The following is a 14,387-nucleotide window of genomic DNA, read 5'->3' on the forward strand; positions in this document are numbered from 1 at the left end:
TTTATTTTTTTATTTTTTTCTATCATATTTATATATTCTTCTTTTTTTTTCTGTTCCTTTTTTCAAAATAAAAAAAGAGAGCGAAATATTTCGCTCTCTCTCTTTTACTATTTTTATAAATATCTGAATTTTATATATATTCCTGCTATTACTAAAGTTTGTACTGCTATTAGTGCTCCAAACTTTAAGAATTTTACGAAATCTATTTTACATCCTGATTTAGCTGCTACTCCAACTGCTACTACGTTTGTTGCTGATCCTAGAATAGTGATGTTTCCTCCTAAACAAGATCCAAACGATAGTGCCCACCAAAGTGCTTCTTTATGAACTCCATCAAATGTTGGAGCCATTACATTTATTATTTTAGATATAGTCGCTGCATTTGCAACGTTTCCTATTATCGCAGTTAAGAATGCTGATAATGTCATTATTGAATATGTTGCTAATGGGAAATTACCTTTTGTGAAGTTAATCATCTGTGTACCAATTGCATCAATCACGTGAATTTTTTCAATTCCTAAAACCATCATAAATAATCCTATGAAGAAGAATAGTGTATCCCACTCAACGTGTTTAAATATCTCTGCTGGTTTTTTCTTTGCCATTGTTACAAGTAAGAAAGCTCCACTTAAAGACATTATTGCTAATCCTTTATTTATAAAGTTATTTAAGATAAATCCTACTATAACAAGTGTAAATATAACTCCTGCTTCTTTTAAAAGTTTCTTATCTTTTAAAGCTCTACCTGGGTTCATCTCCATTATTCTAGCTTTTAACTCTGTTGAAACATGGAAATCTTTACGATAAATAAAGTAAACATTAACTAATAATACAACCATTGAAATAATTGCAACTGGTGATGTATTAAATAAAAATTCATTAAATCCAAGTCCACTTTCATGACCTATTATAAGCTGAGTTGGATCTCCTATTAAAGTTGCATTTCCACCAATATTTGCTGCCATTATCTCTGTTATTACAAATGGGAATGGATTTAATTTCAATTCTCCAGCTAGTAATATAGATATAGGAGCCATTAGTAAGATTGTTGTAACATTATCTAAGAACGCTGAACATACAGCTGTAACTATCGATAACAACACTATTAATAAAAATGGTTCTCCTCTTACAAACTTTGCTAAAGTAATAGCAAACCATTGGAAGACACCAGTTTCAGATATTAGATGAACCATTATCATCATACCTATAAGTAAGAATAAAATTTCTAATCTACTTGAAACTGCATGCAGTGCTTCTTCTTCATTAAATAAACCAACCATAGACATAGCTAAACCGCCGACCATAGTTGCCCATGCTCCAGGAACTTTTTCTGTAATTATGCAATAAAATACTGCTATAAAAATACCAAGTCCTACTATTAAACTAAACATAAACTTTCACTTCCTTTTATATATGTAATATTTTTCTTATAATATCTGATCTTAGTATTATTCCAAGATACTTGCCATTTTCAAGAACATATATTCTAGTAACACCACGATTCATAAACAAGTATGAAACTTCCATTAAAGATGTATTCTTATCTATTGTTACAAGATCCTCTTTTCTGTAAAGTTCTTCTATTGTTTCTGTTTTCTCGTTTACTAAGTAGTTTTCAAAAGGTTCTCCCACAGTCATAAAGTTTAAGTCGCTTAAAATAGTTGTATATTTTGGCATTCCAAAAGATATTAACTCTCTTTCTGTTATTTCTCCTAAAAAATTATTGTCGCTATCAACTACAGCAACTCCCGCTACTTTTTCCATTATTATTTTTTTAGCGATATCTTCTAATGTATCAGAAGGTACTGCTGCTTTTGGTAAGTTAGTCATTAAATCCTCTGCTGTTATGTTGTGATCAATCTCTATATTTGCTGCTTCTATTATTTTGATTGTTTGAATTGGATCTTTTCCTGCAATTATCCGATCTAGAACATCTTTATTTCTCATCGCTAATTTAGATATACCTGACATTATTTTTAAAATCTTTTTACTTTTTAATACATCAGCGATTACAAGAATAACAATTTTTAATTCTTCTTCTTTGTTATTACTATCTTTTATTTTGATTGGCTTTTCAGGGAATCCTATTGCTACTAATATATCATCATAATCACCTAATCTTGCATGTGGTAAAGAAATTCCGTGTCCTAAATAAGTTGACGCTTCTTCTTCTCTCTTTAATACTGCTCTTTTCATTATCTCTTTTTCAATTTTTAAAACTTTGTTGTTTTCTACTAATCTATTTAATAGATCATCCACCAACTCATTTATATTATTTCCTTTAACATTCGAAATAATTGCTTTTTCAGATAAATAGCTAGACAATTTCATTTGATGCCTCCCTTGTTTTTTCACTATCTTGTGCTTTATTCATTTTTAAGTATAACACATATTTACAAAAAGTAAAGCTCGTTTTTGAATCATAAGTCAATTTGTTTTTATCCAATTTTATTTTTTTATTCTGTTTTCGAACTCAGAATCAGTAATTGGCTTACTAAATATGTATCCTTGTCCAATATCAACAAGTGCTTTCTCTAAAAAATTTAGTTGTAAATCTGTTTCAATTCCTTCGGCAATAATAATTACATTAAGATCTTTTACCAATCGAACTAATGCTGTGTATATATTTGAAGAAACTAAATCATCTTTTATTCCAATTGAATCTAAAATAGCTTTGTCAAACTTAACAACATCGAGAGGTAATAGTGGTAATAAGCTCACTGTCGAATGTCCAGCTGTAAAATCATCCATAGCCAAAGTGAATCCTAATTTTTTTAGATCTTCTATTTTTCTTAATGTTGTTTTCAAATTTGTCGAAAAAATAGTTTCAGTTATTTCGACTTCTAAAAATTCTCCTGAAATATTATTTTCATCTAATAATGATTTTATTTTAGTTACAACATCATCTCTTTCAAGAGTTTTCATTGAAAGATTAAAAGACATTTTAAAACCTTTTTGAATAAGATTACTTTCTTTTAATCTTTTTACAAACTTTATTGTTTGAGAAGCTATTTCAAAATCTATTAAATGTATTAAATCTATTTTTTCAGCTACTGGTATAAACTCAACTGGTGATATAAAACCTAATTTTTCATCACTCCATCTTGCTAAACTTTCACCTCCAACAATTTTTTTGTTTTTAATACTAAATTTTGGCTGATAAACAGCGTATAAACCTTTAAAATCTTGATTTCTTAAAAATGATTTTATAGAATTTTCTCTTCTATTTCTTTTTAATAAATCCTCTGTAGCTTCTAAATAATAAGTCTCACTTTTTTTCTTCGATTCTTCTAGTGCCATTCCTGCAAATTTAAAACAAGATTCTAAATCATCATCTTTATTATTATAATATCCAATACTAAATTCCAATTGATAAGTTAAACTAAGATCTTTCAATTCATCTTTTAACTCTTTTAATCTCTCTAAAATAAACTCTTCTTTGCTAAAAATATAAAATTCATCACCTGAAACTCGAAATATATCTTCATTTTTAAATATTTTTTTTATAGCACAACCTACTCCTAAAAGTATATAATCACCTGTTATTTGACCATACTTATAATTAACCTCTTTAAAATTATCTATATCTAATGCTACTGCATATCCTTTTAATATTTTCTTTTTTGATACAAAATTCAAATAAGCTTTTCTATTTGGAATTTTTGTTGTTGAATCTCGTTTTAACTCTTTTGTTATTTTCTGATTTAAAACTATTTTACAAATAAATATTACCACTAATAACATTGCTATAATTAGTAATGACATTAACAAATCATTTGTTAGTCTATATTTTTGATACTCATTAAAAGCATCTTGCTTTTTCAACATATCCGCTGATTCTATTATTGTTTTTAAATTTGTACTATTTTTAATAAACTTATTAAAAATATCTCTTAGAACAATATCCTCTTTGTTAAAAGCTAAAAAAATCTGAACTTTTTCTAACTCGTTTACTTTAAATTTACTTGTGTCCATTTTATTTATATCAAATAACAAAGCTATATTTATCTCTTTTGTATTAAGAGCTTTTTCTAAATCATTATGATTTTCATATCTATTTATATCTGAATCTATATAAAAATCTTTTGCAAAATTTTCTTCTACTGAATTTTTTACAACTCCAATTTTTGTCACATTGCTATAAAACCCTGAAATTTTATACATAACTGGTTCATAAATTGGCATTGAGAATATAATATCTTCATTCCACTCTTTATTTCCTGACAGTGGTAATACTTTTATCTTTTTATTTAAAAAGTCATCATATATATTATCCCAATTATTGTTTCTATCACTCATTACTTTCAGGTTAACGCCTGTATTTTTAGAGAAATTTTCTATAAATAGTGGAATAACACCAATATAACGATTTGAATTTTTAGAATAATAATTTAAACTGTTATCAAGTTTTACTCCAACTTCTACTAGGTTTAAGGTTTTTAAATACTCTTTTTCAAAATCTGTTAATGAATTTAAAAAATTGCTTTTAAAAATATTACTTTCTCTTTTATCACTAGCTTCTTTTATTATGGTTTCATATCTCTGTAAAAGAGCATTGTTTATAATTAAAGATAAATCAATTAAACTATCTTTTAAAATAATAGAAATTCCAGGAGAATGATCTATTATTCTTTTTGAATTTTTCAACTCTACAAAATTGCTATTTTCAAATACCAATCCAACTATATCTAACTTCTTTTCATTATAAAGTGAATTTATCTTGTTGTAATCTTTTTTTACAACCTTTATATTTAATCCTAAATAGTTTTTTAACATATCTTCAATTATATTATTTAAAGATTCATTATCAAAGTTACTATCTTCAACTAATCCTAAAACCAATTGAGTGTCTTTATAGCTTCTCAAAACATTATCCTCTTTAATATTTTGAGGAATATAGGTAGAAGAAAACATAAGTTGAGTTAATAGAAAAAAGAAAATTAAAATTCTTTTCATTGAGCCTCCCGCTTTTTATAATCAATTTTCATTATAACAAATTATACGAAAGTGGTCAATTTAATACTTTTCTTCTACCAACTTCCTCCACCACCTCCTCCAGCTCCGCCACCTGAACTACCTCCTCCGATAGATGTTCCGCCACCACCAAAGTTACTTGGAGATTTTGGCGCTGAAAGCATGTTGTCATTTAAAGCTCCTACTGAGTTATTAAATCCTCTCATAAATGTAGCTAGTATAAACGCATTTCCTACTGAGTTTCCCCCTCCATACCACTGAGGAGACTCTACTGAAAGGTCTTTAAACTTATCTTCCCAGATTTTGCTTACACCTAAAACTATTGTATATGGCAAAATTTTATAAAAGTAACTAGGGTTTTCATCTAACAAAGTCTCTAATTTGTTTTTTTCTGCTGTTTCTAAAAATCTTTTAAAACCTAAGATTTTACCTAATATTTCACGACCATATTCAGTTCTACTTTTAAACTTCATACTCATAATTAAAGTTGTTAAAACCGATAAAATTCCAGCTAAAACCATTAACGCAAAACGTGTTTTAGATAAAACTCCAAAATAGTTATAAAAAATTATTGTTATAAAGAAGATTAAAAATATAGATGCTCTTATATTAGCTCCCATTCTTAAAGATTTAGAGCTGTATAAAGCTTTTTGATTCATAATTAAATCTATTTCTAAAATTTCTGCAGATTTTTCTATATGTTTATAGAATCTATTTTTTAAGCTAGATATTTTTACTCGATTTTCGCTTGACTTATAGCTGTTTAAAGCTTTAAACAAATATACTTCAAACTCTTTTTCACTCGTAATTTCATCTTTTAAAAACTCAATTTCAAAATCTTCTTTTGTAAAAAAACGGCTTGATTTTTTTTCATGTATTTTTAAATATCCTAAATCTGCCCAATAAAATATGCAACTTGTTAAATCTTTACTATGAATAGCACCATCTATATAATAACCTATCTCTGTTGGTGTTAGATTATCTGGTGGATAAAATTCTACTGTCTCAATTACACTATTCTTATCTCTGTACTTTATCCATAGCGCTATAGAGAGTATTGGAACAATTAAGTATACGAGGCATACTAATAGTGTTAATAAGTTATAAAACGCTTTTTCTTTTGAATGATTAAAATAACCCTCTTTTAAAGGTAGGGCTATAGTGACACTTTCTTTCTCTTTTAAAGCAGAAGTTGTATAACCTTTTATTGTATTTCCATCTACACTAAAAACAACTCTTGAATTATCTAGGCTACCACGAACTCCTGTTGTAAAGTTTATCTTACTAGAGTCAAACTCTTTTGGTAAAGTTATTGAAAACTCTAACCTTTTTATAGTTGTATCCCAATCGTTTCCAATTAAGTTATAATATACTTCATCATACTTTGACTGTCTGTCCCAACCAAAGATTTGTTTAAATTGAATATAATATTTTTGAGGCCCAATTATATATTTTTGAGAATCACCTAGTCTTAAATATATATAATTCTTTTCATTTTTTATAGAAGTACTCGTATTTGTTTTTATGTCTGAAACTTTTATTTTTTTTCCATTAAACACTTCTGGAATAACTCTATATATCCCACGTCTTTTTTCTTTAAAATGGACATCTATACTTTCTTTTACATTATAAGTACTTTTTTCATCTATAGTTATATCTACTTTATATTTATCTATAATATATCCACTGTCAGCTAATGCAGATGTAGCTATTATAATTAAGAGTAGTAACGCTCTAAAACTGTACTTTAACATTTTGTCTTTCCTCTTCGTTTTCAACTTTAAAGAATGGATATTTTTTAAAATTAAAATTATTAGCAATTATTAAACTAGGAAATGTTTCACACATTGTATTATAAACTCTAACACTACCATTGTAATATTTTCTAGATTGAAGTATATCCTCTTCTATTTTTACTAACTCATCCTGTAATTTCATAAAGTTTTGATTTGCTTTTAATTCTGGATATGATTCAGTTAAAGAGAATAATTTTCCTAATGCTCCTGTTATCATATTTTCATTTTCTATTTTTTCTGCTGTTGATGTTGCACTCATATATTTATTTCTTGCACTAATTACAGCTTCTAATGTACTACCTTCATAATCTTTATAACCCTTTACTGTCTCTACTAAATTAGGTATTAAATCATACCTTTTTTTCAAATATGCGTCTATTGTTGAAAAAGCTTCATCTACAAAATTTCTTTCTTTAACAAGTTTATTATAAATTCCTACACCATAAATTACCAAAAGTCCAAGTAGCACTAAAATAATTATTAAAATCATAAAATCCTCCTTCAATCTATATTTTATCGTTTTATTTATTATACTACATTTTTTAAAAAATTAATCAGGAACTTTTTTACTGTTTCAAAAGATTTTTTTGTAAAATTTTTCATATTTTCTGTTTTATAAAAATATGTTAATATAATACTTGTAGTATATTATATAATCGGGGGGAACTTATGAATTCTACAAATGTAAATATTTTGAAACTATTATCTCAAGGTAATTTTTCTCCAGAGATAATATCTCTTTATGTGAACGTCGAAAAAAATTCAATTCAAAAAAATATTATTCAAATAAACGAATTTTTAAAAGATAATAATTTCAAAACGATTATAGTCAAAAATTCAAATCTATCTTTGGATTTAAATAAAGATGAGTGGGAAAATATTTTTTCAAGAAAAGATTTTATTACATCAAATGAAATTCTAGATTATCTTCTTGTTAAATTCATTCATAATAAATTTATAAACTTAGAGGTTGAAAAAGAAAATTTAGATTTATCACGCAGCTCTATTGTTCGGTATTTTAAAGAGATAAAAAAAATCTTGGATGATTCTGGTTCAACTTATGAATATCAAAGCGGAAAAGGCGTAAAAATAAGTTATATTTCAGAAGAGTGCAAAAACATATTTTGTAAAAAAATTATTAAATTTTTTATTGGTAGAGATTTTAATATTAAAAAAAATTCATTACATTTTCAATTTCTTTCAGAATATGATTTTGTAGATATTTTAGAAAAAATACACTTTATACTAAAGTCTACTCAAATCTCAAGCACTAACTTTATAATCTCTTTTTTATGTACACTAGTTATTATTGACAAAAAACTTGGAGGTTTTAACTTAAGTAATTCAAATATAGATTTAAATAAATATCCAGAAACTAAAGAACTGATAGATAACACAATGTCAGAGTATGATGAGCGCTATCGTAACCATCTTTTATTTTTTGTAGTTTCTCTTAAAAAACAACATTTTTTATTTGAATCTGAAATCAGCACCAATGGGCATATTTTACTATCAAAATTAAAAGAAAAATTCAATCTTCAGAACTTAAACATAGGATTAGAGAATATTCTTTTAAGAAAAATATGCATCTCTTTTTTTAAGTATGATAATAGTATCTTAAAAGTTAAAAATACTTCAATTGATAAATCTGATAAAATTTTGTTGTCTATGTTTAATGAGATTTTAAATTCAATAAATCGTTCTTTATTTTTCTTTGATAAAATTTCAATTATCAATATTTTGAAAAAGATAATTATTGAACATAATAAATCTCTTGTGCAAAATGTCCTTTTACTTTTCAATGAAGTAACCATTTCTGATGATCACTATTTAAAAAATAATTTAAAATTAAAAGCTCCAAATATAAATTTTGAAATTGAGCCTGGATTTCTTTATAGATCAAATGTAACATTATTTAATGATAAATATGATCTTATACTAAGTGATGAAAGCTATACATATCAAAAAATTAAACTTCTAAACTCATATAACTCTATTAATATTTTAAATCTTATTGATGAACATATTTTAGAAACTACACTAAACCCTCTAAATTTATAATTAGAGGGTTTTTATTTGTTCTAATTTTATGTTATAATCTAATCCTAAGAATTTAAACTAAAGGAGCATTTCGATATGAAAGTAAACATCAATACAAATCATATTAGAATCTGTAAGATGTTAGGATATACATCAAAAAAAAATGTAGACTTTATTGCTGAGTTTTTGAAAATGGATACACAAAATGTTAAACTTTATATAAAGCAAATCTATTCTTTTACTCATACAAAAGAATCAAAGATTAATTTACATTCAATGATTACTAACATTTCTAAAAATACAGCTATTCTAGAAGTATTAAAAAAAAAACAATCTTTTTCAAAAGAAAATCGTATTTTTTATATAATATTAATTCTTCTGAGAGATCGCTATATAAATTTAAACAGCTTTTCTGATTTACTCGGAGTTTCAAGGCGTGCTTTAAGCAACGATTTATTAATTGTAAAAGATAATTTAAAAGAATATAATTTAAAAGTGAATAGTTCAAACGCTAAAGGTATCTCTATTTCTGGAACAAAAGATAACCTAAAATTCACAGGTTTAACATATCTTTACAAATTATTTGTTGAATTTGATGAGTTACCAGAAATTATTACAAATGATTGTATTCAATTTTTAGATTCTGATTTCGAATCTAAATTAGACTCTGAAGTCAGTTTTTTTATTAACAAGTATAATTTTGACTCTTTTTCTCAAAATAAAAATCTTTTAAAAGCTTTTCTTATTATATACGGAAATTTTAATGATAGAGATAAACCTACTCTCTCTTCACTTAATTTTGAAGATTTTAAAAGTATGTTTATAAATCTAATTCAAAACTCTGAATTAGATTCGTGCTATCAATTTTTAAAAAAATCTTTATTTGGACAAATTATATTACAAGATATTAATGTTTTTATTGACACTTTAAAATTCTGTAATGGAATTTTAGAAAACAGTGATACTCTTTTATCTAAAGAGATAAATTTTATGAAATCTTTGATTTTTAAAAACCTATCTTTAGTTATTACTGAGAATACTTTTTTAGAAAGTTTTATAAATAAGATTAGTTTGGCAAATCACCCTAAAAACAATGTGTATATATGTGATTTAGAATTTTTAAAATTTAACTTATCTCAATATGATTCTACTAAATGTGTTGATTTGTTTTTTATTCTAAGAAAAATTTATAAAAATATACAGTTTTCAAATATTATTTTTCTTTATTTTCTAACTTCTTTTGAGAAAAATTCAAAAATTTCAAAAAATGTGTTGGCAATTTTTGATAATATACCATCACTTTTATTTCCTCTTATAAAAAAGAAGTTTTTTTTAAAAGAAAATTTAAATATTTTAGATTTTATTAAAATTTCAGAATTAGATGAACGCCTTACTAGAAAAGATGTTTCTGGTTTTGTTACTTTTGAAAACTTAAATATGCATTCTAAATATCCATTTATAAAGTCTTATTCACTACCAATTCTTTAAGAACTTTATTTATAAAACATAAAAAGTAGAGCCAGCTAGCTCTACTTTTTATATTTTCAAAATTTTGATTAGTTTTATTTTACTATATAAATCTTTTCCGATTTTTGTAGGATGAATTTTAAATATTCTCTTATCATCAAACGTTTCAAATTTTTGAATCAATCTTTCTGACTCTAACTTTTTTATACAAAGAGAAACCGATCCCTTTGATAAATCCATATTTTTTGTCAACTCACAAAGAGTTATCCCTGGAGTTTCATTTATTCTATATAATACCTCTTCTTGAGTATAATTTATATGAAACTTTTTTAACTCTTTTTTTATTTCAATTATTCTACACATAGCAACACCCCTAATTTTTTACTAAGTGCAACTGGCTGCCATTTAAAAGGCCCTATAGCTTTGCGTCATAGAATTTCTTCTATTTTGCCCTTTTTTCCAACTATATAATACCATAATATAAATATTAATCACACATTTCTTTTTTTCTTTTTTAAAATTATAAGTTGATATGATATAATTAGCTTTACAAGATTTTATTTTTTTTAAGAGGAGAAGTATTATGAAAAAAATTATTTTAAGTATTTTAGCTTTAACTTTATCAACTGCAGCAGTTGCAGAAAATAAAATTGGAATTGGAGCTGGAGCTGGATTTTCTAACAGCGTTTATTCAGGAGCAGAATCAAAAGCTTATCCATTACCACTTTTAGATATAAACTATGGAGATTTCTATGCAAAAGGAATTACATTTGGATATAATTTCTTTAAAGGTGAAGATTTAGCTTTATCAGTATACTTAGATCCTATGGCTGGTTTTCCAATAAAATCTGAAGATATAGGTGAAGATTATACTAACATTGAAGATAGAAAATTTATGGCTATGATTGGATTAAGAGCTGATTTAAACTCTGGAATTGCTGGTATTAAAGCAGGTACGACTGTTCAATTTGGTGAGCACGGTTCAGAAGCTAAAATAAGTTTATTTAAACCATATTCAATAAATGATAAATTAATTTTAGTTCCAAGCATCTATGCAAAAGGATTCTCTGGAGACTACTCTGATTACTACTTTGGTGTTAGCGATGATGAAGCTAACAAATCCGAATCTGATAAGTTAACTACGAGCTACAAAGCTGAGACAGCATTTTCTGTTGGAACAATACTAACAACTAGTTACAAATACAACGATAAAATATCTCTTGTCGGTATTTTAGGAGTAGAGCAGTTTTCAAACGAAATTACAGACTCTCCTATTACAAGTGAAAAACCTATTTTTATCGCTAGTATTGGAGCTCAATACTTTTTCTAATTTGTAGAAAAAAAAAGGATGAAAACAATTTCATCCTTTTTTGTATTCTGTTAAATATGCTAAAATCTTTTTCTTTACCCTTTGAATAGCATTATCTATTTTTTTAGGAGGTTCATTTAAAAGTTCTGCAATTTCAACATATTTATATTGCTTACATATATAATAAAACACCTTTTTTTCTAATTCAGTTAAGTTGTCGTTTAAAAAATTCCCTAATAAATTAACCAACTCTTTTCCTAACAGTAGATCTTCTGGTGAACTATAATTTAAAGATGGTTTTGCATATTGTGTTAAATCTTCTAAGTTAACATCTTTATCCCCAATAATAGATGTATTTAACCTTAAATTTTTATTTGAATTTGACGATTTAACAGCTGTTATAATCTGTCTTTTTATACAAAGATTTGCAAAAGTACTAAAACATACCTCTCTTGTTTCGTCAAATGATTTTATAGCCTTTAATAAACCTATATACCCCTCTTGTAACAAATCATCTACATCTCCACCTTTTATAAAAAGGTTTCTGCTGTTTCTTAAAATATCATTTTTATATTTTAAGAAAACTTTTTCGATTGCTTCATTGTCACCATTTTTTGCTAACATTACATCGATTTCATTCATAACTTCTCCCCCTTAAACACAAAACAACACAAAGCTATCGTTTAAACCGCCCCAAAACTACTAAACATTATATATATTTTAAATCATAAGTTAGTATATCATCTATTTTTATATATTTAAACCGTTCAATTTTTCTTTTTCAAACTTCTATTTTGAAATATAATACAAACATAATGGTACTGAATTTCTAGTAGATAATTAGATTATTTTCTTATATAATATATACAATAGATATATTTTAGGAGGATTTTATAATGAGAAAATTAAATACAATTATATTAGCCGCTGCATTAAGCTTAAGTGCTTTCGCTGGTGTTGTTAACGGAACAGTTACAAAAGTAAGAGCTTATGAAAAAGGAACTCAAATCAGATTTGAATCTAAAATACCTAACTTAAGCTTCCAAGTTAAAAAAGTAGATATCTTTAAAGCTATGACTAGAGTTGGAAAAGTAACTTCTGTTGGAGATTTAGAAAGAAACGGAATTATTGCTAGTACTGATAGAAAAGTTATCATTCAATTAGACAGAGTAAAAGATGGATTACATATCAAATCTAACAACAACTCAATGTTCGTAACAGAAAGAGAATTAGATAAAATAAGAAAATAATAGTGAAGAGAATACGAGATGTATTCTCTTTTTTTTATTTGTATATATTTAACTTTTCATGTAAAATATATGATAAGCTCAATTTTACAGAAAGGATGATAAAAAATGGTGTTAAATAAAAAATCTTTGCATATATTAAGCTTGTTTTTCTCTTTAAACAAGTTCAGCTATTCTGATTTAGAAAAAGTTTTAAATATAAAAAAACGTTCAATTGATAACAACATCAAAATTATCAATAGTTTTTTAACAACTCATAACATCGTTGGAATTGAACGTATAAACAATATTTTTTATTTAAAAAAAAATTCTATAGATAAAATAAAAGAGATTTTACAATTCGCTCCTCTTTCTGTTTCTGAAAGAAAAGAATACCTACTACTTCAACTCTTATTCCAAAATACAATCAACTTAAACAACAATACAAATGCGATCGAAACAACAAGAAGAACTTTAAATTATGATTTGATAGCTATAAAAAGTTACTTAAATGAAAAAAATCTAGGTTTAGAAAGCATCTCTGGAAAAGGTATTTTTTTAAAAGGCGAAGAGTCTAGAATAAGAAATCTTTTTTCAATACATCTAAGTAAATATTTTACGAATGAAAATATGCATCACAACCTATTTAGAGAGCTAATATACTCATACTTCCATAAAAACGAAGTTATAAAACAGAAAAACTACTTATTAAATTTACTAAATAGCATTTCAGTAGATTTAATACCCGAGGATTTTTATCGAATTTTAAGTTTAATATTAATTCACGCTGTAAGAAGTGATAAAATAATTTTAGAAAGCGAGTATAAAACTGGGCATAGAATTAAAAATCACAAGTTTTATGAAAAAACTATAAAGTTTTTAAAAAATCACGGTTATGAAAATTTAAAACTTTATGAACTTGATTTTATTGTCAAAACTCTTTTTTTTCTAGATCCAAAAAGTTATATAATTCTTAACAGTGACGCTACTCTTTTTATAGCTGAAATTAAAAACACTTTTAACGTAGATTTATCTCAAAATTTAAGTACAGTTATGAGAGTTTCTAATTTATTAAGAGTTGCAAAATTAAAAGTTAAATATGATTTTTATGAAAGTAAAGAAATCTATGAATTAAATGATGAAGATAAATTAAAATTTAAAAAAATAGCTCTAATTACTCTAAAGATATCTCAGAAGTTTTACTTTGAAGATATTTTTTCACTTTTATTAATCCTAAAAAATCATGTTTCAAGCTCTGAAATTATAAGTTATAAATATAAAAGACTAGCTATTATAGATGATACTTTTGATAATATGTATTCTTGTGCGATTTTAGAATATTTAAAAAAATATTCATATATTGAAGTTGTTAAAACTATCAAAAGCTACGAAGTTTATAAACTTTTAGAAGAAGTTTTTGAAATTGATTATATTGTTACAATCCATGACCTTCAAGATTTTAATTTAAGTATACCTCTTATTAAAATAAATAGAAAATATTTTTTAGACAACTCATTTCAATTTTCAGAGCTTAACTTTATCTTAAAATAATTTATTATATATATACAAAAGCAG

Annotated in this window: 12 protein-coding genes and 1 riboswitch; of the genes, 5 read left to right on the forward strand and 7 right to left on the reverse strand. The window is 25.4% G+C overall.

Annotated elements, in window-relative coordinates:
- Positions 1-113: 113 nt before the first annotated feature.
- The 5 genes from ACRCZX_RS01245 to ACRCZX_RS01265 form a co-directional block, all read right to left on the reverse strand.
- On the reverse strand, positions 114-1,391 hold the full coding sequence (locus tag ACRCZX_RS01245; protein ID WP_438581126.1) for an ArsB/NhaD family transporter: 1,278 nt from the start codon (positions 1,389-1,391) through the stop codon (positions 114-116).
- A gap of 16 nt (positions 1,392-1,407) precedes the next feature.
- Entirely contained in the window at positions 1,408-2,331 is a 924-nt protein-coding gene (locus ACRCZX_RS01250) for a CBS domain-containing protein (RefSeq protein ID WP_438581127.1), read from the reverse strand.
- 117 nt (positions 2,332-2,448) lie between these two features.
- Entirely contained in the window at positions 2,449-4,956 is a 2,508-nt protein-coding gene (locus ACRCZX_RS01255) for an EAL domain-containing protein (protein WP_438581128.1), read from the reverse strand.
- A 74-nt stretch (positions 4,957-5,030) separates the two neighbouring features.
- Positions 5,031-6,728, reverse strand: a complete 1,698-nt coding sequence (locus ACRCZX_RS01260; protein WP_438581129.1) for a DUF2207 domain-containing protein — start codon at positions 6,726-6,728, stop codon at positions 5,031-5,033.
- Entirely contained in the window at positions 6,709-7,260 is a 552-nt protein-coding gene (locus ACRCZX_RS01265; protein WP_438581130.1) for a LemA family protein, read from the reverse strand. The genes ACRCZX_RS01260 and ACRCZX_RS01265 overlap by 20 nt, the downstream gene beginning before the upstream one ends.
- A gap of 179 nt (positions 7,261-7,439) precedes the next feature.
- Between ACRCZX_RS01265 and ACRCZX_RS01270 the strand changes: the two genes are divergently transcribed.
- Complete coding sequence (locus ACRCZX_RS01270) at positions 7,440-8,831, forward strand: hypothetical protein (RefSeq protein ID WP_438581131.1); 1,392 nt, start codon at positions 7,440-7,442, stop codon at positions 8,829-8,831.
- Positions 8,832-8,906: 75 nt separating this feature from the next.
- Positions 8,907-10,298 (forward strand): hypothetical protein, encoded by a 1,392-nt coding sequence (locus ACRCZX_RS01275; protein ID WP_438581132.1) that lies wholly within the window; start codon positions 8,907-8,909, stop codon positions 10,296-10,298.
- Between the two features lie 48 nt (positions 10,299-10,346).
- Here the strand turns inward: ACRCZX_RS01275 and ACRCZX_RS01280 are convergent, their stop codons facing one another.
- Positions 10,347-10,640, reverse strand: coding sequence for a MarR family transcriptional regulator (locus ACRCZX_RS01280; protein ID WP_438581133.1), 294 nt, complete (start codon positions 10,638-10,640; stop codon positions 10,347-10,349).
- Positions 10,641-10,663: 23 nt separating this feature from the next.
- A riboswitch (cyclic di-GMP riboswitch) is annotated at positions 10,664-10,739 on the reverse strand.
- Positions 10,740-10,860: 121 nt separating this feature from the next.
- Here ACRCZX_RS01280 and ACRCZX_RS01285 point away from each other — a divergent pair.
- Positions 10,861-11,607, forward strand: a complete 747-nt coding sequence (locus ACRCZX_RS01285) for a MipA/OmpV family protein (RefSeq protein WP_438581134.1) — start codon at positions 10,861-10,863, stop codon at positions 11,605-11,607.
- 30 nt (positions 11,608-11,637) lie between these two features.
- On the opposite strand, the gene ACRCZX_RS01290 is transcribed toward ACRCZX_RS01285, so the two are convergent.
- Positions 11,638-12,228, reverse strand: a complete 591-nt coding sequence (locus tag ACRCZX_RS01290) for a sigma-70 family RNA polymerase sigma factor (RefSeq protein ID WP_438581135.1) — start codon at positions 12,226-12,228, stop codon at positions 11,638-11,640.
- A gap of 254 nt (positions 12,229-12,482) precedes the next feature.
- Here ACRCZX_RS01290 and ACRCZX_RS01295 point away from each other — a divergent pair, with 254 nt between their 5' ends.
- Together ACRCZX_RS01295 and ACRCZX_RS01300 are read left to right on the forward strand one after the other, a co-directional pair.
- Positions 12,483-12,836: a hypothetical protein gene (locus ACRCZX_RS01295; RefSeq protein ID WP_438581136.1), complete on the forward strand. Its 354-nt coding sequence runs from the start codon at positions 12,483-12,485 to the stop codon at positions 12,834-12,836.
- Between the two features lie 105 nt (positions 12,837-12,941).
- Entirely contained in the window at positions 12,942-14,363 is a 1,422-nt protein-coding gene (locus tag ACRCZX_RS01300; protein ID WP_438581137.1) for a hypothetical protein, read from the forward strand.
- Positions 14,364-14,387: the final 24 nt, after the last annotated feature.

This window comes from Cetobacterium sp. (assembly GCF_051658645.1).
GTDB lineage: Bacteria > Fusobacteriota > Fusobacteriia > Fusobacteriales > Fusobacteriaceae > Cetobacterium_A.